20 protein-coding genes and 1 riboswitch are annotated in these 23,074 nt (G+C 61.4%); of the genes, 13 read left to right on the top strand and 7 right to left on the bottom strand.

Annotation, left to right across the window (positions count from 1 at the left end; genetic code table 11):
* Positions 1-153: 153 nt before the first annotated feature.
* The 3 genes from ACK8OE_RS01660 to ACK8OE_RS01650 all read right to left on the bottom strand — a co-directional run bounded on the left by ACK8OE_RS01660 (position 154) and on the right by ACK8OE_RS01650 (position 2,500).
* Complete coding sequence (locus tag ACK8OE_RS01660; protein ID WP_126420788.1) at positions 154-642, bottom strand: Hpt domain-containing protein; 489 nt, start codon at positions 640-642, stop codon at positions 154-156.
* Positions 643-738: 96 nt separating this feature from the next.
* Positions 739-1,497, bottom strand: a complete 759-nt coding sequence (locus ACK8OE_RS01655; RefSeq protein ID WP_290797938.1) for an NAD kinase — start codon at positions 1,495-1,497, stop codon at positions 739-741.
* 49 nt (positions 1,498-1,546) lie between these two features.
* Positions 1,547-2,500, bottom strand: a complete 954-nt coding sequence (locus tag ACK8OE_RS01650) for a DUF2336 domain-containing protein (protein ID WP_410271124.1) — start codon at positions 2,498-2,500, stop codon at positions 1,547-1,549.
* A 270-nt stretch (positions 2,501-2,770) separates the two neighbouring features.
* Between ACK8OE_RS01650 and ACK8OE_RS01645 the strand changes: the two genes are divergently transcribed.
* The 3 genes from ACK8OE_RS01645 (at position 2,771) to ACK8OE_RS01635 (ending at position 6,745) form a co-directional block, all read left to right on the top strand.
* Positions 2,771-4,147 carry a hypothetical protein gene (locus tag ACK8OE_RS01645; RefSeq protein ID WP_410271123.1) on the top strand — a complete coding sequence of 459 codons (1,377 nt, stop codon included), beginning with the start codon at positions 2,771-2,773 and terminating at the stop codon, positions 4,145-4,147.
* 160 nt (positions 4,148-4,307) lie between these two features.
* Positions 4,308-5,660: a hypothetical protein gene (locus ACK8OE_RS01640; RefSeq protein WP_410271122.1), complete on the top strand. Its 1,353-nt coding sequence runs from the start codon at positions 4,308-4,310 to the stop codon at positions 5,658-5,660.
* Positions 5,660-6,745 carry a D-Ala-D-Ala carboxypeptidase family metallohydrolase gene (locus ACK8OE_RS01635; RefSeq protein WP_410271121.1) on the top strand — a complete coding sequence of 362 codons (1,086 nt, stop codon included), beginning with the start codon at positions 5,660-5,662 and terminating at the stop codon, positions 6,743-6,745. Before ACK8OE_RS01640 ends, ACK8OE_RS01635 begins: the two co-directional genes overlap by 1 nt.
* A 69-nt stretch (positions 6,746-6,814) precedes the next feature.
* On the opposite strand, the gene ACK8OE_RS01630 is transcribed toward ACK8OE_RS01635, so the two are convergent.
* Positions 6,815-7,609 (bottom strand): PhoH family protein, encoded by a 795-nt coding sequence (locus ACK8OE_RS01630; RefSeq protein WP_290797970.1) that lies wholly within the window; start codon positions 7,607-7,609, stop codon positions 6,815-6,817.
* A 449-nt stretch (positions 7,610-8,058) separates the two neighbouring features.
* On the opposite strand from ACK8OE_RS01630, the gene ACK8OE_RS01625 reads away from it, so the two are divergent.
* The 3 genes from ACK8OE_RS01625 (at position 8,059) to ACK8OE_RS01615 (ending at position 11,272) form a co-directional block, all read left to right on the top strand.
* Positions 8,059-8,580, top strand: coding sequence for a gamma carbonic anhydrase family protein (locus tag ACK8OE_RS01625; RefSeq protein WP_290797950.1), 522 nt, complete (start codon positions 8,059-8,061; stop codon positions 8,578-8,580).
* A 98-nt stretch (positions 8,581-8,678) separates the two neighbouring features.
* The gene (locus tag ACK8OE_RS01620; protein ID WP_410271120.1) at positions 8,679-10,790 is read left to right on the top strand and encodes a TonB-dependent receptor; all 2,112 of its coding nucleotides are present in this window, start codon (positions 8,679-8,681) and stop codon (positions 10,788-10,790) included.
* A 95-nt stretch (positions 10,791-10,885) separates the two neighbouring features.
* Positions 10,886-11,272 (top strand): zf-TFIIB domain-containing protein, encoded by a 387-nt coding sequence (locus tag ACK8OE_RS01615; protein WP_290797956.1) that lies wholly within the window; start codon positions 10,886-10,888, stop codon positions 11,270-11,272.
* A 68-nt stretch (positions 11,273-11,340) separates the two neighbouring features.
* On the opposite strand, the gene rnhA is transcribed toward ACK8OE_RS01615, so the two are convergent.
* Entirely contained in the window at positions 11,341-11,784 is a 444-nt protein-coding gene (gene rnhA / locus ACK8OE_RS01610) for a ribonuclease HI (RefSeq protein ID WP_410271119.1), read from the bottom strand.
* A 1-nt stretch (position 11,785) separates the two neighbouring features.
* Positions 11,786-12,736 (bottom strand): 4-hydroxy-3-methylbut-2-enyl diphosphate reductase, encoded by a 951-nt coding sequence (ispH, locus tag ACK8OE_RS01605; protein WP_410271118.1) that lies wholly within the window; start codon positions 12,734-12,736, stop codon positions 11,786-11,788.
* A 179-nt stretch (positions 12,737-12,915) separates the two neighbouring features.
* On the opposite strand from ispH, the gene ACK8OE_RS01600 reads away from it, so the two are divergent.
* Positions 12,916-13,584, top strand: coding sequence for a Tat pathway signal sequence domain protein (locus ACK8OE_RS01600; RefSeq protein WP_410271117.1), 669 nt, complete (start codon positions 12,916-12,918; stop codon positions 13,582-13,584).
* A gap of 108 nt (positions 13,585-13,692) precedes the next feature.
* Positions 13,693-14,457, top strand: a complete 765-nt coding sequence (locus tag ACK8OE_RS01595) for an NYN domain-containing protein (protein WP_410271116.1) — start codon at positions 13,693-13,695, stop codon at positions 14,455-14,457.
* Here the strand turns inward: ACK8OE_RS01595 and ACK8OE_RS01590 are convergent.
* Complete coding sequence (locus tag ACK8OE_RS01590) at positions 14,454-14,639, bottom strand: hypothetical protein (RefSeq protein ID WP_410271115.1); 186 nt, start codon at positions 14,637-14,639, stop codon at positions 14,454-14,456. The two genes, ACK8OE_RS01595 and ACK8OE_RS01590, sit on opposite strands and share 4 nt — an antisense overlap.
* Positions 14,640-14,776: 137 nt before the next feature.
* Positions 14,777-14,866: riboswitch (glycine riboswitch) on the top strand.
* A gap of 152 nt (positions 14,867-15,018) precedes the next feature.
* Between ACK8OE_RS01590 and gcvT the strand changes: the two genes are divergently transcribed.
* The 5 genes from gcvT (at position 15,019) to ACK8OE_RS01565 (ending at position 22,951) form a co-directional block, all read left to right on the top strand.
* On the top strand, positions 15,019-16,131 hold the full coding sequence (gene gcvT, locus ACK8OE_RS01585; RefSeq protein WP_410271114.1) for a glycine cleavage system aminomethyltransferase GcvT: 1,113 nt from the start codon (positions 15,019-15,021) through the stop codon (positions 16,129-16,131).
* Between the two features lie 12 nt (positions 16,132-16,143).
* Positions 16,144-16,512, top strand: a complete 369-nt coding sequence (gcvH, locus tag ACK8OE_RS01580) for a glycine cleavage system protein GcvH (protein WP_126420758.1) — start codon at positions 16,144-16,146, stop codon at positions 16,510-16,512.
* A 146-nt stretch (positions 16,513-16,658) separates the two neighbouring features.
* Positions 16,659-19,505 carry an aminomethyl-transferring glycine dehydrogenase gene (gene gcvP, locus ACK8OE_RS01575; RefSeq protein WP_410271113.1) on the top strand — a complete coding sequence of 949 codons (2,847 nt, stop codon included), beginning with the start codon at positions 16,659-16,661 and terminating at the stop codon, positions 19,503-19,505.
* A 316-nt stretch (positions 19,506-19,821) separates the two neighbouring features.
* The gene (locus tag ACK8OE_RS01570; protein ID WP_410271112.1) at positions 19,822-22,122 is read left to right on the top strand and encodes a TonB-dependent receptor; all 2,301 of its coding nucleotides are present in this window, start codon (positions 19,822-19,824) and stop codon (positions 22,120-22,122) included.
* A gap of 319 nt (positions 22,123-22,441) precedes the next feature.
* The gene (locus ACK8OE_RS01565) at positions 22,442-22,951 is read left to right on the top strand and encodes a hypothetical protein (protein WP_410271111.1); all 510 of its coding nucleotides are present in this window, start codon (positions 22,442-22,444) and stop codon (positions 22,949-22,951) included.
* Positions 22,952-23,074 lie beyond the last annotated feature (123 nt).

The raw sequence follows: 23,074 nt of genomic DNA, 5'->3' as shown, positions 1-23,074 counted from the left end.
GGGCTTTTTTTGTGACCAGAGCGAAATGACTTTAAGAGAGATCGCCATTTCGCTCTAAATTTTTGTTTTGTCGCGATGTTTTTGCGGAAAACCGCTTACACTTTTGGCTTCGCCGAACTTCGTTTCCGCACATCGCTCCAGACTGAAAGCGGTTCAGTCTTTGAACTTGTCCATATGTTCCTTGACGCGCGCTTCCAGCGTTTCGGCCAGCGTCACGCCCACCGGATGGTTTTCGTCCTTGATCTTGCCGCGCACGACGGCGCGAATGGCATCGACGTGGGCGTCGATCAGAAGGCGCGGCGACTGCAAACGAATGGTCTCGTCGTCCAGCATCTTGCATACCGAACCGGCGATGCGGGTGATCAGCGGATAGCCATAGGTGGTGCCGAGCCCCTTAAGGTCATGGCAGCGGAAATAGAGCTGTTCGGCGTTCTTTTCGCTGAGGCCTTCGTTGCGGATGGTCTCCTGCGCTTTCTCCAGCTTGTTGACCTCATCGTCCAGCCAGTTGTCGAACTGATCCGACAGGGACGACAGGGCTTCTTCCGCCTTGGCAAGCGTGGCCGGATCAAGCGCACCCAGCTTGCCGCCGACCTTGGCGCGCAAAGTGTTGGGGATCTGAATGACCTGGGCTTTTTCGGACATGACGTGGTTATTTCCGTGGGGCTGTTTCGTCAACCATACCCCAAACCCCTTTAGGAAGCCCTAATAGCCACGTATTTCACCTGTGGACGGCAAAGCTCAGCTTGAAAACTGTTCCGTCAGCACGCGCTCATCATAGCCATTACCGGCATCAAACAGTATGGTGGCCGATAGTTCCGGGGCCTCGACGACCTCGACCTCACGGATATGGCGCACTTCGAACGTATCGGCCGAGGCCGCTACCGGGCGCTTGTCGCACTCCAGCACCTCAAAGCGCACCTTGGCCGAATGGGGCAGCAGGGCGCCGCGCCAGCGACGGGGGCGGAAGGCGCTGATCGGGGTCAGGGCGAGGGCCTGCGCGTCCAGAGGGATGATTGGCCCATGCGCCGACAGATTGTAGGCGGTCGAACCCGCCGGCGTTGCCACCAGCGCGCCGTCGCAGATCAGTTCCTCCAGCCGCGCCTTGCCATCAATCAGGATGCGGAGTTTGGCGCTCTGATGCGTCTGCCGCAGCAGCGACACTTCGTTGAAGGCCAGCGCCTCCTGCACTTCGCCACGACCATTGGTGGCGGTCATGCGCAGGGGGCTGATGCGCGTGTGTTCTGCACTTTCGATGCGTGCCATCAGGTCGTTTTCACGATATTCGTTCAGCAGAAAGCCGATCGAGCCCATATTCATGCCAAAGATCGGGCGTTCGTCGCGGAAATGCGCGTGCACACACTCCAGAAGCCAGCCGTCCCCGCCCAGCGCCACAATCACATCCGGGTCATTCGACTCGCCATACCGTTTGCGTAAGACCGCGCAGGCGGCCTGAGCTTCGGGGCGTTCGGAGGCGGTAAAGGCGAGTTTGAGGGGCATGAGGCAGGGTCTGAACAGCAGGGGATAGCCGTCTTAAAACGGATTTCGTTCAATGGGAATAGATGGCCAGCAGCCTTTGACGGGCTTCGTCAGCATCGAGATCGAACAGGCCGCGCACAAAGGCCAGGTGGCGCTCATGAATGCGCGGGTGCCCGTCATTCAGCGCCTGAACCTGAGCCAGTATGTCTGCAAAGGCGGCCCGGTCGATCTTCGCGGCGCTCAGAAGCAGGACCAGAGGCACGGCGGAGTCCTGCGTCAGGGCGCGGTCCACGACGGCGCGGTTCAGTCCGGTCAGGCGCGACAGACCCTGACGGAAGGCGAGGAAGTCACCGCCTTGCAACCGGTGCAGGGTCTGCGCCGCATCGGTCGGGGGCGTGGTGCGAAAATGCCGGGCATACAGGCCTTCAAAGCGGCCAAGCAAGGTGGCGCGCAGGTCCGGCCCCACCGCATCGAGCAGCCGGGCCGCCGCTTCTCGCGTCAGGCGAGGGTGGCGCGTCAGGGGCGCGCGCAGCGCGATGTCTGTGCGCGCGCGGTCGGTCAGGGCATCGAAAGCGGCGGCGTTGAGACGCAGGTGGCGGTTGTTCAACAGCGCGGTGGCCGTGGCGGTGTCAGCCACCGCGATCAGGGCGTCGATGACCGCAGGGCTGAGATGGGATCGTCGCGCGATCAGGCGCGCGCGGTCGGCTGAGTCGGCCAAAAGCGACAGGAGGTCGTGATCGCGCAAAACCGGTGAACGCAGCAAACCCGCGGCCCCGGCCTGGGGTAAACGGCACAGGGCGGCAATCAGATCCGGATCGGCCCAGTCGGCCTCGGCCAGTTCGTCGAGCACGGCCTGCACGCTGTCCGTGGGCAGGTCCGCGATCAGCGCCTTCAGGCGCGCGACAAAGCCCGGCTGGCTTTCGACCGCCAAGCCTGCCTGACGCCGCGCCAGAGCGTTTAGTTGCATCAGATGCAAAAGGGTCCGCACCTGAGTCAGGGGTTGAAGACCGCTGTCCGGGCGCACGACTTCGGGCGCGTCTGCCGCAGGGGCGACGCGGTTCAGGTCGGCAGGGGCCGGTGCAACGGCGGAAATGGCAAGCCTCCGGGCGATTCGCTCAAGGTGTACAAGGTTTTAACACTTAGAGTGAAGACTTGCTTAACTCTTTCGTTCAGAGCGCCCTTTCACCCCCTCAGACCCGCCCTCTGCATTTTTGACATGTGCGTTAATGTTGTTTCAACGCTGCATCCGTAGGCTGAGGGGGATGGTGTTGTAAGTAAGGCTGGTGTCAGCGGCATGTCTCAAGACATCCTTTCGACAGGGCAGGGTAGCGCAGCGGAGCCTGAACGGCTGGTGCTGGAGCGCGAGGACGCGGTGAATATCATCGAGCGCCTGCGCGAAACCCGTGTCAGCGCGCGGGGCCATGCCTTTCTGCTCAAACTCGATACGCTGATCGTGCGTCTGGGCTCCAAGTGGGACGTCAAGAGCGAGCTGGTTTACGAACATCTCAAGACCGGGTTTGAACGCCGCTTTCAGGAGCCGAACTGGTGCCTGCGCATCAATGATGACGCCTGGCTGGCCATAATCCCGACCGAAGGATCGCGGCGCGGGGCGTTGTCGGTGACCGAGATGTGGCGCGATCTAGGGAATTTCTTTGTCGGTGACGTATCCGAAGTGCCGGTGCCCCTGTATGAGGTGCAGGTCGAGGATGTGGACCGCTTTCTGCTCAATCCGATTGACCTCAAAACCTGGTTCGACCGCCCGGAAGCCGGGCCTGAGCGCGTAAAGCCGATCACGGGCGAAACCACGGGTGAGGCCGTCCGCACGCCCGGTCAGGGGCCGCAAATGACCAATATCCAGCGTCCGGTGATGGTGGCGGCCACCGTGGCCTTGGCCAATCGCACCCTGCGCATCGCTTCGTCCAACGAGCCCCTGTTCGAGATGAAGAAGATGGTGATGATCGGCCACCGACTGGAGCCGCTGGTGGTTGAGGCGTCGGACAACACCCTGCTGGACCGCAAGGCGCTGGCCAATATGGACTGGGGTCTGCGCGAGCTGGTCGATATCACTAATATCGAGCAGGGTCTGAAAATTCTGCGTATGCGTGAGGCCGATCAGCGCAAGATGCTGATGGTCGTGCCCGCGGCCTTTTCCACCTTCGCCTCGCAGCGCGCGCGTCAGAAGATCACACACGAAGTGGCCAAGGCCGCCAATGAGATGGGGCTGAAAGTCCTGTTTGAGGTGCGCGGTCTCGATGGGGTGCCGCCGCATCGCGTTCTGGAAATCGTCTCGCTGATCAAGCCCTTCTGCATGACGGTGGTGGGACACGTCTCTTCGGACCGCAAGGTCATCTCGGCTTTGGCTAAGTGCGGCCTGTCGGGCGTGTGCATCGAATATGATGGCGTTAAGCGCGATGATGACGCGCTGAGTGAATATCTGGGGCAACTGGCGGCCGCGGCCAAACAGGCCGCCGGTGCCTGCATGGTCCAGGGCTTCGACAGCTATCGGCAGATGGCGGTGGCGCGGCTGGCGGGCATTACCCATGCGTCGATGAAGGCGGCGGCCATGATGTCGCCGCGCGGGGCCGTGGCGACGGCCAAGACCGTTGCCGACGGCTTGACCCTCAGCCCCGAAGGCCGCGAAAAACTGAGCGCCCTCGAACGGCCGGAATAGGCCGGCTTTCACGCCATGACCTGTGACCCGAATGCGCCACTTTCCACCCTGTGGAAAGTGTCACGATTTGGTGATTGCGCTTTCGTTAATTTTGGTTAACGTCATCCCCGGCTGTTTGATTTTTTATAAAAATTTCCATGAACGGGTCGGGGTGGGGGACATGCTGCTGCCGGAGTCCATAGATGTCGCCGCGGGTCTGGTGTTCATCTACCTGCTGATGAGCGTGCTGGCGACGACGGCGCGCGAAGCTGTAGAAGGCTTTTTCAAAAGCCGTTCGCGCAATCTGGAGCGTGGCCTGATCGAACTTCTGTGCAATCTGCCCAAGGGGCATTCCCTGCGCTTTGACCGCAAGTCGGGTGACAAGCTGCACGGCTTTGAATTTCTGGAAGGGTTTTATAACCACCCCCTGATCATGACGCTGTATCGCGGCAACTATAAGCCGCCGCCGCGCCGCCGCTTTTTCGAAGGGCGCAAACTGCCGTCCTACATACCGGCCGAGCACTTCGCCTTCGTTGTACTGGATATGATCAGCGAAAAGGGTGGTCAGACCCAGTCCGGGCGTCTCGACCCGCAGGCCGTGCTGAACGCTACCCACAACCTCAATAATCCGCGTCTGGCCAGGGTGGTGCAACTGGCGGTCAATACCGCCGATGGGGATATGAACAAGGCGCGTACCTTTCTGGAGCAATGGTTCAACGCCACTATGGACCGCGTGTCCGGCTGGTATCGCCATGAGACGCAGACCATCCTGTTCTGGTTCAGTCTTGTCGCCTGCGTGGTAATGAACGTCAACACGGTGGTGATTGCCGATACGCTCTACCGCTCGCCCAGCCTGCGCAAGGCGGTCGAGGCCTCGGCCCAGCAATACTACACCGACACCGCTGCCAAGGGCGTGGAAGCGACGGCCAGTCTGGATAACCCTTTGAGTCGTCTGGGCCTGCCCTTGGGGTGGAACGCTACCACCATGGACAGTATGCAGCACCTGTTCCGCTTCTGCGGCAATGACACGCCCCTGCACGATAACCGCAAATGCCCGCCCAGCAAGGAACCCAGGACACCGGCACCGGATTTCCGGCTCGATCGTCCGGATCAGTGGTGGCACAATGCGCAACTGGCCGTCGGGCGCACGATTGAGATCGCCACCAATGCCTATAACGGGACGCCGACGCTTGGCGACAATGCGCTGTTTAACGTGCTGCCGATGGTGGCGCTGATTTCAGGCTGGGTGATGACGGCCTTTGCCGTGACTCTGGGGGCGCCCTTCTGGTTCGACGTGCTGAGCAAGCTGATGACGGTGCGCTCGACCTTCAAAGGGGGCGCGCCACCGCCGGCTTCGACCTTCACGCCGCTTCAGCCCTTCGCGGATGAGACGACCATGCGCGTCATTACCCTGCCGACCTCATCCGCCGTGACCACCACCGCGACCGCCCCGGCACTGGCAGCGGTTCCGGCTCAGGTGGTGGAGGCTGACGACGCCTTGCCCGATCCGTCGCTGCGGCCGAGGGATTACTGATGATTACGGCGGACACGCTTAAGGCCCTGTCGCCGCAGGCCAATGCGACGCGCATCGCCGTCTATGCTCCGGCACTGGAAGCGGCGCGGGTCGAATACGGTATCGACACGCCGCGGCGGGTCGCGCACTTCATGGCGCAACTGGCGCATGAGTGCGATAATTTCCGGGCGCTGGTCGAAAATCTGAACTACAGCGCGCAGGGCCTCTACAAGACCTTCCCCAAGCGCGTCGGCTCGCTGGAAAACGCCCAGCGGCTGGTGAATGAGGGCAAGGCGGCCATTGCCGAAGCCATCTATGGCAACCGCCCCGAACTGGGTAATGTCGAGCCCGGCGACGGCTTCCGCTATATCGGGCGCGGTTTTATCATGATCACCGGGCGGGCCAACTATACGCGCTACGGCGAACTGACGGGCCTGCCTCTGGCCGAGCAACCGCAAAAGCTGGAGGAGGCGGAAACGGCCGCGCGTGCGTCTGCGGCCTTCTGGCGTGCCAAAAACCTCAATGCCCTGGCCGATGCCGATGACCTTGTCGGCGTTACGCGCATCATCAATGGTGGCACCAACGGCCTCGATCACCGTAAGGCGCTATATGAACGCGCCAAACAGGTGTGGCCGGAACCGGTCCTACCGCCCAGCTATCCGGGCTATACGCCGCTCAGCCAGTATTTCACGCTGGAAGAACTCACCCAGTCCGATATTGCGGAACGCAACGGCATCGACAACACACCAACGCCTGAGCATCTGGCCAATCTCAAGGACACGGCGCAGCGCATGGACAAGGTGCGCGCGCTTCTGGGGCAGCCCATCACGGTGCGCAGCGGCTATCGCGGCCCGACGCTCAATGCCAAAATCGGTGGCTCAAAGACCAGTGCTCACATGATCGGACGGGCGGTGGATTTTGTGTCGCAGCGCTTCGGCACGCCGCTCGATATCTGCCGCAAGATCATGGCCAGCGATATCGTCTTCGATCAGCTGATCTATGAGGGGACGTGGGTGCATATCGGCTTTTCAGATACGCCGCGCCGTCAGGCCCTGCGCGCTGATTTCAGCGTGACCCCGACGGCCTATCGTCCGCTGGTGCTGTAGTTTTTTCCGGGCTTAAAAGAAAAAGGGCAGGGAAAAACCCCGCCCTTTCCACTCAAAATCTTGCCGCGCCTACAAAACGCCGAGCATTTGTGCGACCAGCGGGTGGCGCACGATGTCCTTGTCCTTCAACTGCACTACCGCCACGGTATCGAGTGTTTCGAACTTCGCCGCCACATCGGCCAGCCCCGACAGGCCGGGCAGCAGGTCCGACTGGTTCGGGTCACCGGTGACGATCATGGTCGAGTTCCAGCCGAGGCGCGTCAGCAGCATTTTGAGCTGCGTATAGGTGCAGTTCTGCGCTTCGTCGATGACCACAAAGGCGTTGTTCAGCGTGCGGCCGCGCATATAGCCGACCGGTGCAATCTCGATCAGGCCTTCCTGCATCAGCGCCTTGACGCGCTTCATGCTGAGGCGATCGGTCAGGGCGTCGTACAGTGGGCGCAGATAGGGGGCCAGCTTGTCCTCCATATCGCCGGGCAGGAAGCCGATCGACTCCCCGGCTTCGACCGCCGGGCGCGACAGGACGATGCGGCCGACCTTCCCGGCCTCCAGCGCCTCAACGGCCTTGGCGATGGCGAGGTAGGTCTTACCCGTGCCGGCCGGCCCCAGCGCCAGAACGAGGTTTTTCTCGTCAATGGCGGTCAGAAGCTGCGCCTGTCCGTCGGACTTGGCCTTGATGGTTTTGACGTAGCTCTGGTCCCGCTCCTCGTTGGCCGGGGCTACCGGCGACCAGGCGGCGTGATGCACGGAAATGCGGCGCACCTTGGTGTCGCGGGCATATTCTTCGGCATCGAGAGTACCTTCGCGCAGAAAACGCTTGGTGGAACGCTTGGTCATGACAGCCTCCTTAAAATAAAGCGCCAGCCGGATCGCAGTGCAGGCGTCCGGTCAGTGCGCGTCAGCAAGAGCGGGATTTGAGGCACAAAAAAAGACGAAACCGGGTAAGGGTTCGTCTTCGCGTATGCGTCAGGGGAGGAAAGGCGGGCGCGTCCGGGTGTGTCGCATCCTTGGGGCCGCACCGCCGGGGGCGGGGGGACATTTTCGGGTGCAAACACGTACCTGTGAGCCACTGAAAACCTCTTGAAAGGTAACGGGCCGGATGTCGCCGGGTCCTGTTGGGGGGCTCTGGTGATTCCCCCTGAAGAACAGTACCAGATTCCGGCAGAATGCTTACCGAGTTCTTAAATGGGTTGTGGAAAACTTTTGTGCATGCGCGAAATAATGGAAATTAGCGCGACGACCGCCAAAGGCTTGCCACGGGCCCTATCTCACGCTCATAAGCGTAAGGAAACAATCGGGAGGACAGGGCCGCGATGACGGTTTTTGCTTTGGACGGCGTTTCGCCAACGCTGGGCGAAGGCGTATGGATCGCCCCTTCGGCGCAGGTGATCGGTAATGTGCGCCTGGGGGACGGCGCTAGCGTATGGTTCAACGCCGTGCTGCGCGCCGATAACGAGCCCATGACGATCGGGGCACGCAGCAATATTCAGGACGGATCGGTGCTGCATTCCGACCCCGGATCGCCCCTGACGATCGGCGAGGGGGTGACGGTCGGGCACAAGGCCATGCTGCACGGCTGCACGGTCGGCGACAACAGTCTGATCGGCATCAATGCGGTGGTGCTCAATCGCGCGGTGATCGGCCGGAACTCGATCGTCGGGGCCGGGGCGCTGGTGCCGGAAGGCAAGGTCTTCCCGGATGGCGTGCTGCTGATCGGGTCTCCGGCGCGGGTGGCGCGCGAACTGACCGAAGATCAGATCGCGCGGCTCACTCTGTCGGCGGATCACTATGTGTGGAATGCCCAGAGATTTGCCAAGGGCCTTACCCCTCTCTGATCACGCGCTCGTGTGTCGCTGAGGTTGGGTTTGCCGGAATCTCGCCTTGATTGCGTGTGTCAGTGGGATAAGGGGATGCCGACACTTTGGGGGGCTCGATGAAGAGACGCTTGGTTTATGGGGCGGCCGCCGCCGGGCTGCTGGCGGGATTGGCGCTGGCGACGGCGGTTCGGGCGCAAGAGGCCACGCAAACCGCTAAAGCGGCGCCTGCCACCGCTGAAAAAGACGCCAAACCCGGCGAAGCCATCGAAGAAATCACCGTCACGGCCAGCAAAAGCGCCGGCACGCGCATCGACCGTCGCGTCTATGACATCAAGACCGACCCGCAGGCGACCACCGGGCAATTGAGCGATGTGTTGTCCAAGGTGCCCTCGGTCACCGTCACCCCCGATGACAAGGTTCTTCTGCGCGGCGACTCCGGTGTGACCATCTGGGTCGATGGCAAGCCTCCGGCGGAGGGCAAGCAGGTGCTGCGTATGCTGCCGGCATCGGAGATCGAGCGCATTGAGGTCATCACCAACCCTTCGGCCCAGTACGCGGCGGCCACCAGCAAAGGCATTATCAATATCATCACCAAAAAGCCGCGCGGTAAGGTCGTGCGCAGAGGGTCTGCCTCGCTCTGGGCGCACTCGCGTGATCGCTATGGGGCCACGCTCAGCTATGACGACGGCAAGGGGCCGTGGTCGTGGGGTCTCAGCCTGTCAGCCAATGGCGGGCCGACGAAAAATCGCTCGTTTTCCACGCGTGACTACATCAATGCCCAAGGGCAGGTAACGGGCCGTCTGCGCGAAGAGGGCATCAATATCAGTGACAACCAATGGCGCAATATCGGCTTACGCGGGGGCTACAAGCTGGGGCCGCGCAGTTCGCTGAAGCTGAAGGTCCGGCAAAGTGAGGCCAGTTGGACCGGCAATAACCTGACGGCCTATGACGACAGCGCCGAAGGTAAGACGAGTGAACGTTCCTATGAGCCGTGGTTCCTGCGCCTGTGGGCTTACGAACTGAACTACACCTTTGCCGATGACAAAGGGGAACGGCTGACGGTCGAGGTGAGCGACGAACTCAACCATACGCGCGATTCCACGCTCTATGAGTACATTGGCGCGAGTACGGGCATCAATCGGGTCAGCGATATTCAGCGCGACCACGGGCAGGAGATCAAGGCCGATTACGAGAAGCCGCTGGGGGGTAACAAACTGCTCAGTGCCGGTTTCGACTGGCAGAGACAGAGGCTGCATATGGCGCGATCACTCGACAGCGATATGCCGGGACTGATCGACTACGACAGCCGCTTTGCCGGGCGCGAGACGACGGCCGCGGCCTATGTCACCCTGCAATGGCCCCTGTCAGGCAAGTGGACGGCCATGCCGGGTCTGCGCGTCGAAGATCGCCGCCGCGATATTGCCGGGCGACGGGGCGGGGAGACGGAATGGTTCCCCTCCCTTCACCTCAGCCGTGCCTGGGGCGAAGACGGCAAGATACGCTTCAGCTATAGCCGCCGCCTCGATCCGATCAATCTGGGGCAATATGATGCACAAATTCTGCGCGGGTCATTGACCTGGGCGCAGAGCGGCAATCCCGATCTGGCGCTCGTCCTCGTCAATTCGCTGGAGGCCAGCTACGACTGGGAGCACAAGGACTCGTCGTGGGGCGCGAGCGTGTTCATGCGCGAAGCCAGTAACGCCATCGAAAACGTCAACACCCTGATCGACGGCGAGGTCATCCTGTCACGCCCGGTCAATCGCGGCCAGACCCAGTATGCCGGGTTTGACGTCAACTGGCGCTTTCCGGTCAAGCGTCTGCCGGGCAAGGGGCGCTGGAGCCAGAGCGGCAGCGCCAGCTTCACCCGCAACCGTTCGGAAGCCATTGAGGCGGGCGGGCCGCGCGAGGCGACCTTCTGGATGGTCAAGCCGATGCTGCAATATGACGGCCCGAAGCGTGCGGGCCTGAGCGGCGATCAGTACCAGTTTTCGGCGACCGTGATGCAAAATCGGGGCTTACAGTCGCGTTCGGGTGTCAACTGGAGCACCGAGATCAGTTGGTCGCACCCGCTGAACAAAAAACTGACCCTTGTGGCGACGGGCTCCAATCTCGTGGGCGCTCAATCCAACGAAACCCGCACGGTAACGGCGCGCTACCGCACACAGGCGGAGCAATTCTATTATGGTCGGGCGGTCAAGCTGGCGCTGAACTATAAATTCGGGAATTAAGCGCCGTGGAACCGATTGCGTTAGGCAATGGCCCTTGAAGCGCGCCCATTATGGGCCAATGTCTCTGCTGTACGATCTTTTACAGGAGAGAACGCATGTCTGCCCTTCAGTGTCCCGTCTGCCGGGGTGATTTCCGTGAGGTTTTGAAGGAGGGCATACTGATCGACGTCTGCACCCAGTGTCGTGGCGTCTGGCTGGACCGCGGCGAACTGGAAAAGCTGTTGTCACTGGCCGCCGGCGGTACTGTGGCGCAGCCCGCGCCGCAACCGGCCCCCTATGTGCCGCCGCAACAGCCGCACTATCAGCAACCGCCGCAACCCTACCCGCAGCAGCCCTATCATCAACAGCGCCCGCCTCAGATGGACAAGTACGGGCGGCCCGTCGAATACGACAAGTACGGTCGCAAGATCGAGTACGACAAGTACGGCCATCGCAAAAAGAAAAAGGGCTTCGATATGCTGGATATCTTCGACTTCGATTAAGGGAAAGGACGCGGGGCCTTTATCGCGCGCTAACGCTTCGCTGCCTGAGCGCCGGCCCCCCAATCTCTTTAGAACGAAGCCGCTGCTTCCGTAATCGCTTTGTTGGCCAGCCCATCGGCGCGTTCGTTCATCTCGTGCCCGGCGTGGCCCTTGACCCAGTGCCAGTGGATCTTATGTCGCTGACGGGCGGCATCAAGGCGCATCCACAGGTCGTCATTTTTCACCGGCTTCTTGTCAGCGGTCTTCCAGCCGCGCGCCTTCCAGCCGTGAATCCACTCCTTGATGCCTTTGAGGACGTACTGGCTGTCGGCGTGCAGATCAATTTCGCACGGCTCTTTCAGCGCCTCCAGCGCCATGATGACGGCCATCAGTTCCATACGGTTATTGGTCGTCTCGGCTTCATAGCCGTAGAGTTCCTTCTCATGCGGGCCGAAGGTGAGGATCGCGCCCCAGCCGCCCTTGCCGGGATTACCCTTGCAGGCCCCGTCGGTGTAGATGGTGACCTTCTTCATCTCAGGCGGACGCTTCGGTCAGGACGCGCGGCAGCTTGAAGGTCACGGTTTCGCGCACGCCATTGTCTTCGCTCATCGACACGTCGAAGCGCGCGTGAATGGCCTTGATCAGGTCTTCGATCAGGTTTTCCGGCGCCGAGGCTCCAGCGGACACGCCCACCGTTTTCGCGCCGTCGAACCAGCCCCAGTCCACCTCCGACGCGTCGTCGATCAGATACGCGCTACGGGCCCCGGCACGCAGGGCCACCTCGACCAGACGCTGCGAATTGGAGGATTTTTTCGACCCGATGACGAGGAAAAGGTCGCAGTCTTCGGCCACCCGCTTCACCGCCTCCTGACGGTTGGTGGTGGCGTAGCAGATGTCTTCCTTGTGTGGCAGGGAGATGTCCGGGAAGCGCGCCTTCAGCTCTGCTACGATATCGGCGGTGTCATCGACCGACAGGGTGGTCTGGGTGACGAAAGCGAGGTTTTTCGGGTCAACGGGTTGAAAGCTGCGGGCGTCTTCGACCGTTTCGATCAACTTGACCACGCCTTCGGGCAATTGCCCCATGGTGCCAATGACTTCGGGGTGGCCGGCGTGGCCGATCAGCAAGATTTCGCGCCCGGCTTCGTGATGACGTTCGGCCTCCACATGCACTTTGGACACAAGCGGGCAGGTGGCATCAAGGAAGAACATCTGACGCGATTGCGCTTCGGCCGGGACCGATTTCGGCACGCCGTGCGCCGAAAACACCACCGGGCGGTCCGGCGGACACTGATCCAGTTCCTTGACGAACACCGCGCCCAGGCCTTTCAGGCGGTCCACGACGTGTTTGTTGTGGACGATCTCATGGCGCACATAGACCGGCGCGCCGTAAAGTTCGAGGGCGCGCTCGACGATCTGAATGGCGCGATCGACACCGGCGCAGAAACCGCGCGGGGTCGCCAGTTTGAGAGTAAGGGCATCAGGCATGGGGCTTAGATAAGCGCTTTCGCGGCGGCGCGCCATAGAGTTTGTGCATCATACACAACACCGCTTCGCCATGAAGTCGCCCACATCCCTCTTTAGCTCTTTGAAATTCGCAGGCGAGACGCTACTAAGTGGGGGCGCTTCGCGGCGCCCTTTCGCCTTTTCAAGCTCAAGAGACCTGAATGTCTTCCAAATTGCGTGCGCTTCTGATTGGTCTGTCGCTGGCCGGTGTCGCTTCGGCGGCGATTCTGCCCGACCTTGCCTCAGCCCAGAATCGCGACCGTGACCGCGATCAATCGGAAGATGACGCGTCAAAGCGCGCCAAAAAGGAAGAAGAGTGGGAACAGAAGGACCTGCGTCTGGCCAAGCGTCGTGCGGATGGTCCGTGCCCCTATGTGAAGGTGCTGTACGAAGCCGCTCGCTATCACGAATTTGCCGACAACAAGGAGGCCTCGTCTGACGCCACCTGGACGGGTCAGATCAACGGCGTTGCGTCGGATTGCGCCTATAAGGGTGATCAGCCGATTGAAATCGCCATGATCATCGGCTTCTCGCTGGGCAAGGGTCCGAAGGCCCCGGCCGATACCAACACCTATCGCTATTGGGTGGCGGTGACCGACCGCGACAAGGCGGTGCTGGCCAAGGAATATTTTGACCTGCCGGTGCGCTTTAACGGTCAGCAGACGGTGGATGTGGCCACCCGCGTTGAAAACATCGTCATTCCGCGCGCCTCTTCGACCGTGGCGGGATCGAATTTCGAGGTTCTGGTTGGGTTTGATGTGACGCCGCAAATGGTGGACTTCAACCGTCAGGGCAAGCGCTTCCGCTTCGCCAAGGTCAAGCCGCAATAATTCTCCGGGTGGGTGAAAATAAAACTGTCACCCGAAAGATACTGACAAACGCCGAAACATGCGCTTTAGTGTTAGCAGAGGGTTAACGCTTGCGTCGTTTCGGGGTCCATGTCGCAGCCAGATAAAGCCAAAAATCATGGCACGGCACCGGTAACGGGACGCGGTCGAGGGGGCGGTTTCAGGATACCCTTTTTCCGTAAGCGCGCCGCTGTCTATTACGATGGCTTCAACCTGTATCACGCGGTGGATGCCTATAAACGACCCTATCTGAAATGGCTGGATCTCAAGGCGCTGGCGCAGGCGATCAGTCCGTCTGACGAAGTGGTCAAGCGCGTGGTGTGGTGCTCGGCCTTTCGCCCGCAAAACAAGTCGAAGATGAAGCGCCACGAAGACTATATGCGGGCGCTTCAGGCTCGCGGTGTCCTGTGCCGCATAGGCCATTTCGTGTCGGCCATCGATGGCTGCAATGCCTGCGGGCATCAGTGGCATCTGGCCATTGAAAAGCAAGGCGACGTCAATCTGGCCCTGTCGATTGCCTCGGATGCCGAAGATAACCTGTTCGATGTCTGCTATCTGGTCTCGGCCGATGGCGACCACGCAGCGACGGCGCGCTACCTCAAGGAACGCTTCCCGAAGAAGGAACTGGTGCTGGTCTGCCCGCCGGGGCGTTATCCCAACAAGCACATTCTCAAATTTGCCGATCGCGTGGTGGAGATCGAGCGAGAGCACCTTGAGGCGTCGCTGCTGCCGCAGATGACCAAATACCGGACGCGCTTGCTGGGACCGTCGTCAACAATTGAACGCCCTGAAGCCTATGACCCACCCGAACTGCGCGAAAAGGGCCACCTCAAGGTGGTGGTCAATAACGGTTAGGGACGGCCGCGCCGGTAAAACCGCGCCAGTACGAAAGCCCCGAACATCAGGGCACTGAGGAAAATCACCAGAAAGGCGAGGGTGTCGATGGCGACCTTGCCCTGCGCGCTGCCGTGAAACAGGTCGCGGACTTCGACTCTGAGGGCGGCTGCGGATTCGGTGGATTGTGAAGAGGGTGTCATGTACGGCTCCTGAACTGATGCGCTGAGTGTAGGCATAGCCACAAGGGGCGGGGACAGGTTGCAACTAACGCCTGTGAGTGAGGCGCGGCGAGAGACGGGCGGCCTATTGACTCTTGGGCCCGCCTCACGCACAAGCGAGATGACCCACGGGAGAGTGCATGACTCGTCATGCCGCCGAAGGCGCAACCGCCCCGGAAACGCTCAGGCCAAAGGACCGTGGATCATTTTACACGCTGGAAAATGGCGCCATGAGGCGCCTACCGACGGAGCAACGGCTCGTAAACCGGGTCTAAATCTCTCAGGTCACAGGGACAGCGGGGGCAGACTTTTTTAGTGAAAAGCTCTGCGATTCCGCACGTTTGCAACCCTGAGGCCGCGTATGACCGATGTCGCTCTGAAACCCACTCCGCTTGAAGACCGTCACGTCGCGCTGGGTGCGCGCATGGTGCCGTTCGCCGGCTACAACATGCCCGTTCAGTATGAAGGCGTGATGGCCGAGCACAAATGGACCCGCGCCGAAGCCGGTCTGTTCGACGTGTCGCACATGGGGCAGGCGCGCCTGAGCGGGACGGATGCGGTCCACACCCTCGAAGCCCTGACACCGACCGATTTCGCGGCGCTGAAGCCCGGTAAGCAGAAATATTCCCTGCTGCTCAACGAAGCGGGCGGCATTCTCGATGACTGGATGGTGTCGCGTCCGCAAACGGAGGGCTTCTTTCTGGTGGTCAATGCCGCCTGCAAGGATCAGGACTTCGCGATTATCGCCGACAACCTCAAGGGAGATACGACGTTCGACATCCTGGCCGACCGCGCGCTTCTGGCCTTGCAGGGGCCGCGCGCCCGCGAAGTGATGGCGCAGGTCTGCCCCGCCGCCTGTGACATGTACTTCATGGACTGCGGCACGTTCGAGATTCTGGGGGAAACGGCCTTCGTGTCGCGCTCTGGCTACACGGGCGAAGACGGTTTTGAAATCAGCTTCCCTGGTGCCCGTGCCGCCGAACTGTGGGACCTGCTGCTGACCATTCCGCAGGTGAAGCCGATCGGTCTGGGCGCGCGCGATTCGCTGCGCCTCGAAGCCGGGATGCCGCTCTATGGGCACGAAATGGACGAAACCTATGGCGTGGTCGAGTCGGGCCTGAGCTTCGGCATGTCGAAGTCGCGTCTGGAACGCGGCGATATCCGCGGCATCGAGCGTATCCGTGCGGAGCGCGACAACCCGCAGCGCACCCGCGTCGCGCTGCGTGTGCTGGAAGGCCCGCCCGCCCGCGACGGGGCCAAGATCCTCAACACCGAGGGTGAGGCCATCGGCATCGTCACCTCCGGCGTGCCTTCGCCGACGCTCGGCTATTCGATTGCCATGGGCTATGTGCCCGCCACACAATCGGCGCCCGGTACGCAACTGAAGCTGGAGGTGCGCGGCAAGCCCTATGCCTGCGAAGTCGTCACCATCCCCTTCGTCCCTAATTCATATTACCGCAAACCCAAGGCTTAAGAGGTCGTCATCATGAAATTCACCAAGGAACACGAGTGGGTCAAGGATCAGGGCGACGGTACGGCCTTCGTCGGCATCACGGCCTATGCCGCCGACGCGCTGGGCGATGTGGTCTTCGTCGAAGTCCCGGAAGCCGGCAAGACCCTGACCAAGGGCGACGCCTTCGCCGTGGTCGAGTCGGTCAAGGCCGCCTCTGACGTCTATGCGCCGGTCGATGGCGAAGTCATCGAAGGCAATGGCGAGCTGGGCAATGCGCCGGAAACCGTTAATGCTGTGCCGGAAGCCGGTGGCTGGTTCGCGAAAATCAAGCTGACCAATCCGTCGCAGCTTGATGCGCTGATGGATCGCGAAGCCTACGAAGCCTACCTGGCGACTCTGTAATCAAGTGCCTCCCCTGATGTCAGGGGAGGTGGATTCGCCGCCGGTCAGGCGGCGAAGACGGTGGGGTTAAAACCACCGGTGTAACCCCCCTCCGGCTTCGCCGGTTTCCCCCCTGAAATCAGGGGGGATGCTTAGAGGTAAATCTCATGCGTCAGTCCAATCAGCCCATCGAACAGGGCGCCTTTGTCCGTCGTCACATCGGTCCGTCCGAAGCCGAAATCTCCGCCATGCTGGCGGCGCTGGGGGTGTCCGATATCGACGCCCTGATCGACCAGACCATCCCTGTGGCCATCCGCGAACGCTCGCCCATGGGCGTGGGCGAGGCGATGGACGAAGAGGCGGTGCTGGCGCATCTGCGTGGCATTGCGGCGGAAAACAAGCCGTTCGTCTCGCTGATCGGGCAGGGCTATTACGGCACGCTGCTGCCGGGAGTCATTCAGCGCAATATTCTGGAAAATCCGGCCTGGTACACGGCCTATACGCCCTATCAGCCGGAAATCAGTCAGGGCCGCCTTGAGGCGCTGCTGAACTTCCAGACCCTGCTGTGCGATCTGACCGGGCTTGACGTCGCCAATGCCTCGCTGCTCGATGAGGCAACCGCCGCCGCCGAAGCTATGGCGCTGGCGCGTCGGTCTTCAAAGGTCAAGGCCGATCGCTTCTTCGTCGATGCCGACTGCCACCCGCAGACTCTGGCCGTCATCCGCACCCGCGCTGAACCGCTGGGCTGGGAGATCGTCGTCGGCAATCCGGAAACCGACATCGACGCCGAGGTTTTCGGCATCCTGCTGCAATATCCCGGCTCATCGGGTGAGGTGCGCGATTTCCGTCAGGTGATCGCGTCTGCCAAGGCCAATGGCGCGGTTGTGTCCATGGCTGCCGATCCGCTGGCCCTGACGCTTCTGACCTCGCCGGGCGAACTGGGTGCCGACATCGCCATCGGCTCCATGCAACGTTACGGCGTGCCGATGGGCTATGGCGGCCCGCACGCCGCCTATATGGCCGTAAAGGACGCGCTGAAACGTTCCATGCCGGGCCGCCTCATCGGCGTGTCGGTCGATAGCCGCGGGGAACCGGCCTATCGTCTGGCCCTGCAAACGCGCGAACAGCATATCCGCCGTGAAAAGGCGACCTCCAACATCTGTACCGCTCAGGTGCTGCTAGCGGTCATCGCCTCCATGTACGCCGTCTATCACGGTCCGGAAGGGTTGAAGGCCATCGCCTCGGCCATCCATGAGAAGACCAGTGCCCTTGCGGCGCATCTGCGCGGTCTGGGCTTTGAGGTCGTGACCAGGGCCGCCTTTGATACGATTACGGTGAAGACCGGTGCCGACACCGCCGCCATCCACGCGCGTGCGGTGGCCGACGGCATCAACTTCCGCCGCGTCGATGACGCTCATATCGGCGTGTCGCTGGATGAAAGCGTGACGCCGGCCGTGCTGGCGCGTGTTATCGCGGCCTTTGCCGCTGGCAAGGACGGCGGTACAGGCGAGGGCGTGGCCATTGCGGCGGCCCTGCGGCGTTCGGACGACATCCTGACCCATCCGGTCTTCCATCTGTATCGCTCGGAAACCGAGATGCTGCGCTATCTGCGCCGCCTGTCGGACAAGGATCTGGCGCTCGACCGCACCATGATACCGCTGGGGTCGTGCACCATGAAGCTCAATGCCACGACCGAGATGATCCCCATTACGTGGCCGGAGTTTTCGAACCTGCACCCCTTCGCCCCCAAGGATCAGGCGAAAGGCTATCAGCGCATGTTCGACGCGCTCGAAGCCTATCTGTGCGGCATTTCGGGCTATGACGCCGTCTCCCTGCAACCCAATTCCGGCGCGCAGGGCGAATATGCGGGCCTTCTCGCCATACGGGGCTATCACCTGTCGCGTGATGATGCGCACCGTGACATCTGTCTGATCCCGGCTTCGGCGCACGGCACCAACCCGGCCTCGGCCCAGATGGTCGGCATGAAGACGGTGGTGGTCGCCTGTGATGAGGACGGCAATGTCGATATGGCCGATCTGAAGCTCAAGGTCGATCAGTACGCGGCCAACCTGGCGGCTATCATGATCACCTATCCGTCCACGCACGGCGTGTTCGAAGAGGCGATCAAGGAGATTTGCGACCTGGTCCATGCGGCCGGCGGTCAGGTCTATCTCGACGGCGCTAACCTCAATGCGCAGGTCGGCCTGTCGCGTCCGGGGCACTACGGCTCGGACGTCAGCCACTTTAACCTGCACAAGACCTTCTGCATCCCGCACGGCGGCGGTGGCCCCGGCATGGGCCCCATTGGCGTCAAGGCGCACCTGAAACCCTTCCTGCCGTCGGACCCGCAAACGGGCGAGGCAGGGGCGGTGTCGGCGGCCCCCTATGGTTCGGCCTCCATCCTGCCGATCTCATTTGCCTATATGCTTCTGATGGGCGATCAGGGTCTGCGCAAGGCGACCGAGGTGGCCATTCTCAACGCCAACTACATCGCCGCGCGCCTCGAAGGGCACTATCCGGTGCTCTATCGCGGAGAAAAGGGCCGCGTGGCGCATGAGTGCATCATCGACCTGCGTCCGATCAAGGACGCCACGGGGGTGACGGTGGACGATGTGGCCAAGCGCCTGATCGACCACGGCTTCCATGCCCCGACCATGAGCTTCCCGGTGCCGGGCACGCTGATGATCGAGCCGACGGAGTCCGAGGCCAAGACCGAACTGGACCGCTTCTGCGACGCCATGATCGACATCAAGCGCGAAATCGACGACGTGGCCAATGGCCGCTTCACGGCGGAGCAAAGCCCGCTGCGTCACGCGCCGCACACCATCTTCGATCTGGCCTCCGATACGTGGGACCGCGCCTATAGCCGTCAGGAAGCCTGCTTCCCGACCGAGGGGGCGATGGCCAACAAGTACTGGTCGCCGGTAAACCGCATCGACAATGTCTATGGCGACCGCCATCTGGTCTGCTCGTGCCCGCCGATGGAAAGCTACATGGACGAGGCGGCGGAATAATCCGCCGACTCGGACAGCGTGCGACCGCACGCCGCCGCCCCTGCGGCGAGCCAAGCGGCGTTTGAGCGGGAAAACCGCGAGGCGGCGGAGTAGAGCCGTGTGCAGATAACCGCGAGGCGGCGTAGCTATTAACGGTTATTTCGCGTTGCGGCAAAAAAGTTACGCACCTGAATCCCAAGGCCCGCAACCGATTGCACTTTCGGTTGCGGGCCTTGTCGTATATGCGTCGCAAAAAAAATCAAAAAAACGAGATTGTTACAGGGTGGACACGCTCCTAGGCAGGGCAACCTTAAACGTTTCATATGGGGTTGTTCCTATGTCCAAGCTGATGGCCGCCAAGTCCGGCCTGCTTTTGTCCACGGCGCTCGGCGTCCTGTCTCTGGCCTGCGCCGCGCAAGCGCAAGAGTCCACGTCATCAACGGCTCAGGCCGCCGATTCGCAGGAGGTGATCGTCACCGCCCAGCGTCGTTCGGAAAACATCCAGCGCGTGCCGATTTCGGTGGCGGCGCTGAATGGCGATGCCCTGCGCAATCTGCAAACCTCGGGTGAAGACGTTCTGGCCCTGTCGGGTCGCGTTCCTGGGCTTTATGCCGAAACCACTACGGGCCGCATCTTCCCGCGCTTCTATATCCGAGGCCTTGGCAATATCGACTTCTATCTCGGTGCGTCTCAGCCTGTCTCGATCATTCAGGACGAGGTGGTGATGGAACACGTCGTGCTGAAGTCCACCCCGGTTTTTGACGTGCAGCAGATTGAAGTTATGCGCGGTCCGCAAGGCTCGCTGTTCGGCCGCAACACGACGGCGGGTATCATCAAGTTTGATTCGGTCAAGCCGTCGGAAGACTATAAGGGCCGTCTGTCGGCCGCCTACGGCACCTATGGCACGCTGACCGTCGATGGCGGCGTCGGTGGCGCCCTGATCCCCGGCAAGCTGTCGTTCCGTCTGTCGGCCCTGATGCAAAGCCGCGATAACTGGGTGGAAAACACCTACAGCGGCGTCAGCGCCGATGCGACCCAGTCGCCGAAAAAGGACGCCATGGGCGGTTATGAGGACGGCAATGTCCGCCTGCAACTGCTCTACACGCCGACCGAAGACCTCTCGATCCTCGCCGCCGTGCATGGCCGCAACTATAAGGGCACCTCGACCCTGTTCCGCCGTAAGTCCCTGACCAAGGGCTCCAACGAACCGGCGGGCGACTGGGACAAGGTCGCCTACGACGAGGCCCAGAACAATCCGCAAGCCTATCACACCAATGGCGCGTCGGTGAAGGTCGATTACGACTTCGGCGGCGTCAAGCTGACCTCGATCAGCGCCTATGAAACCGCCAATGGCTACAGCCGCGGCGATACGGACGGCGGCAATGCGGGTCAGGACACGCTGGCCTTCTACGGTCAGAGCATGGGCAAGCTGAACGACCTCGATCAGTACACGCAGGAACTGCGTCTGGCCAGCGACACCAGCGGCAACCTGTCGTGGCAGGTCGGGGCCTACTACTTCGAATCGAAGGACCTGACCGACTTCTATCAACGCGCCTATTTCACCGGTGCCAATCCGAACAACTGGGTGCGCCTGAAAAACGAGAACAAGTCGTCGGCCGTTTTTGGTCAGGTGGCCTATAAGGTGACCCCGGCCCTGACCCTGACCGCCGGTGTGCGTCAGACCGAAGACATCAAATCGACCCGCCTGCTGAAGACAGCGGACACGGCGGCAGGCGCGGTGACCTATACGGGTCGTCGCAATGTCAAGATGGTCGGCAAGGAGCCGAGCTGGGACCTGAGCGCCCTCTATGAGGTCAGTCCGGACGTCAGCCTGTTCGCCCGCGTCGCCCGTGGCTTCCGTGGCCCGACCATTCAGGGCCGTTCTGCGGTGTTCAACTCCGACTTCACCACGGCGGATTCGGAAACCACCACCTCGGTCGAGACCGGCATCAAGAGCCGCCTGTTCGACCGTACCCTGCGCCTGAATGCCTCGGTCTTTGCCTATCAGGTCAAGGACATCCAGTTGAACGGCAACGACTCCAACGGCAATGGCGTGCTGTTCAACGCCGACAAGGCCAATGCCTACGGTCTGGAAGCCGAAGCCGAATGGCGTCCGATCGCCAACCTCAGCCTGACGGGCGGTGTCAGCCTGCTGCACAGCGAGATCAAGGACAAGAAGGTCTATGCGCAGGTCTGCGCGCTGAACACCGTGCCGGCCAACCCGACCAATACGGTCGTGTGCACCGTGCAGGACCCGATCATCACGGTCGGCCGCAACACCTTCGCTCAGATCGACGGCAACCCGCTGCCGAACGCGCCGGAATATACGGTCAACCTCGGCGCGCGCTACAGCATCCCTTACGGCGCCAATGGCGAGCTGTTCGCTTCGACCGACTGGGTGTTCCAGGGCTATACCAACTTCGTCCTGTATAAGTCGGCGGAGTTCTATTCGGACAACACCTTCGAAGGCGGTCTGAAGCTCGGATATGTCAACCACAAAGACGGCTATGAGCTGGCCGTCTATGGCCGCAACATCACCAATGAGAAGAACCTCAAGGGTGTGATTGAAAACTACATGGCCTCCGTGCTGAACGAGCCGCGTATTGTCGGCGTCTCGGTCAGCGTCAAGATGCCGTAATCCGCATCCAGGCTACGATTACAGAGAAGGCGGTCCTGCGGGGCCGCCTTTTTTTGCGATAAAAAAGACACGGCTTGTGGCCATCACGTCACGTATCAGCGCTTTTACCTAAAGTGAGCCCAATTAAGGCCAAAGGGCCGCAATTTAGACCTTAGAGGCTCTTTATAAAGACGGTGACGATTCCCATATCGCGATCACGGCGGGATTATTAGCCTGAACTTACGATATCATAACCCTGGTATGGTAGCTTTGAACGGCTACTGACAGAATAGGGCCTGAAACGGTCTAGAACGACCCCACAGGACCACGGAGCAAGACGATGAGCGGGCCGAAGGGCTTATTGGCGGGACTTTTCAAACCTTCCTCCGGGAAGGCGTCGAAGTCGCGCGCGCTCGTGACCGCCTCGCCGAAAACCCGCAAGTCCAAAACCCGTCGCAAAGGCCATGTGCGCAGCGGTGCCAGCCGGCTGTGGCGCGGGGTTCTGGCCGGGCTCGGCTTCTTCATTGTGGTTCTGGGTGTGATTATCGCGCCCCTGCCGGGACCGATGGGCCTGCCCGTCTCCATCGCCGGCTTGGTTATTGTTCTGCGCAACTCTTACTGGGCCAAGCGGCAGTTTATCCGCACCTGGCGGCGTCATCCGAAGTGGCTGACCCCGGTGCGCCGTCTTCTGCGTCCGCGCGCCAGATTCCTGTCGATCATCTGGCATCAGATGTTGCGCACCGAGAAGCTGGTGATCACCAAAACCAAAGACCGCGTTCTGGGACCCGTTCGGCGGCGCTTCCTGCGCAAGGCGCGCCGCCATAGCTTCCGCCCACAGTCGGCCGATTAAAAAAACCTCCCGATCCTGGATCGAGAGGTTTTTTTGTGGTCTGAATGAGGGGCTCAGAGGGCCTTGACGCTCCCTTCGACCCTCTTCTTCGCATCGGCAAACAGCATCCCCCGCCGATGCGAA

It is taken from the genome of Asticcacaulis sp. W401b, assembly GCF_046503825.1.
In the GTDB taxonomy this organism is placed as follows: Bacteria; Pseudomonadota; Alphaproteobacteria; order Caulobacterales; family Caulobacteraceae; genus Asticcacaulis.
The sequence above is the reverse complement of the archived record's forward strand: the minus strand, read 5'-3'. Positions and strand labels throughout refer to the sequence as shown.

Excerpts from the sequence above, each read along its gene's own strand:
- gcvP (WP_410271113.1), top strand. The coding sequence starts at position 16,659 with ATGCGTCAGTCCAATCAGCCCATCGAACAGGGCGCCTTTGTCCGTCGT.
- ACK8OE_RS01565 (WP_410271111.1), top strand. The coding sequence starts at position 22,442 with ATGAGCGGGCCGAAGGGCTTATTGGCGGGACTTTTCAAACCTTCCTCC.
- gcvT (WP_410271114.1), top strand. The coding sequence starts at position 15,019 with ATGACCGATGTCGCTCTGAAACCCACTCCGCTTGAAGACCGTCACGTC.
- ACK8OE_RS01600 (WP_410271117.1), top strand. The coding sequence starts at position 12,916 with ATGTCTTCCAAATTGCGTGCGCTTCTGATTGGTCTGTCGCTGGCCGGT.
- ACK8OE_RS01660 (WP_126420788.1), bottom strand. The coding sequence starts at position 642 with ATGTCCGAAAAAGCCCAGGTCATTCAGATCCCCAACACTTTGCGCGCC.
- ACK8OE_RS01620 (WP_410271120.1), top strand. The coding sequence starts at position 8,679 with ATGAAGAGACGCTTGGTTTATGGGGCGGCCGCCGCCGGGCTGCTGGCG.
- ACK8OE_RS01645 (WP_410271123.1), top strand. The coding sequence starts at position 2,771 with ATGTCTCAAGACATCCTTTCGACAGGGCAGGGTAGCGCAGCGGAGCCT.
- ACK8OE_RS01595 (WP_410271116.1), top strand. The coding sequence starts at position 13,693 with ATGTCGCAGCCAGATAAAGCCAAAAATCATGGCACGGCACCGGTAACG.
- ACK8OE_RS01615 (WP_290797956.1), top strand. The coding sequence starts at position 10,886 with ATGTCTGCCCTTCAGTGTCCCGTCTGCCGGGGTGATTTCCGTGAGGTT.
- ACK8OE_RS01570 (WP_410271112.1), top strand. The coding sequence starts at position 19,822 with ATGTCCAAGCTGATGGCCGCCAAGTCCGGCCTGCTTTTGTCCACGGCG.
- ACK8OE_RS01635 (WP_410271121.1), top strand. The coding sequence starts at position 5,660 with ATGATTACGGCGGACACGCTTAAGGCCCTGTCGCCGCAGGCCAATGCG.
- ACK8OE_RS01625 (WP_290797950.1), top strand. The coding sequence starts at position 8,059 with ATGACGGTTTTTGCTTTGGACGGCGTTTCGCCAACGCTGGGCGAAGGC.
- ACK8OE_RS01640 (WP_410271122.1), top strand. The coding sequence starts at position 4,308 with ATGCTGCTGCCGGAGTCCATAGATGTCGCCGCGGGTCTGGTGTTCATC.
- ACK8OE_RS01655 (WP_290797938.1), bottom strand. The coding sequence starts at position 1,497 with ATGCCCCTCAAACTCGCCTTTACCGCCTCCGAACGCCCCGAAGCTCAG.
- rnhA (WP_410271119.1), bottom strand. The coding sequence starts at position 11,784 with ATGAAGAAGGTCACCATCTACACCGACGGGGCCTGCAAGGGTAATCCC.
- ACK8OE_RS01590 (WP_410271115.1), bottom strand. The coding sequence starts at position 14,639 with ATGACACCCTCTTCACAATCCACCGAATCCGCAGCCGCCCTCAGAGTC.
- gcvH (WP_126420758.1), top strand. The coding sequence starts at position 16,144 with ATGAAATTCACCAAGGAACACGAGTGGGTCAAGGATCAGGGCGACGGT.
- ispH (WP_410271118.1), bottom strand. The coding sequence starts at position 12,736 with ATGCCTGATGCCCTTACTCTCAAACTGGCGACCCCGCGCGGTTTCTGC.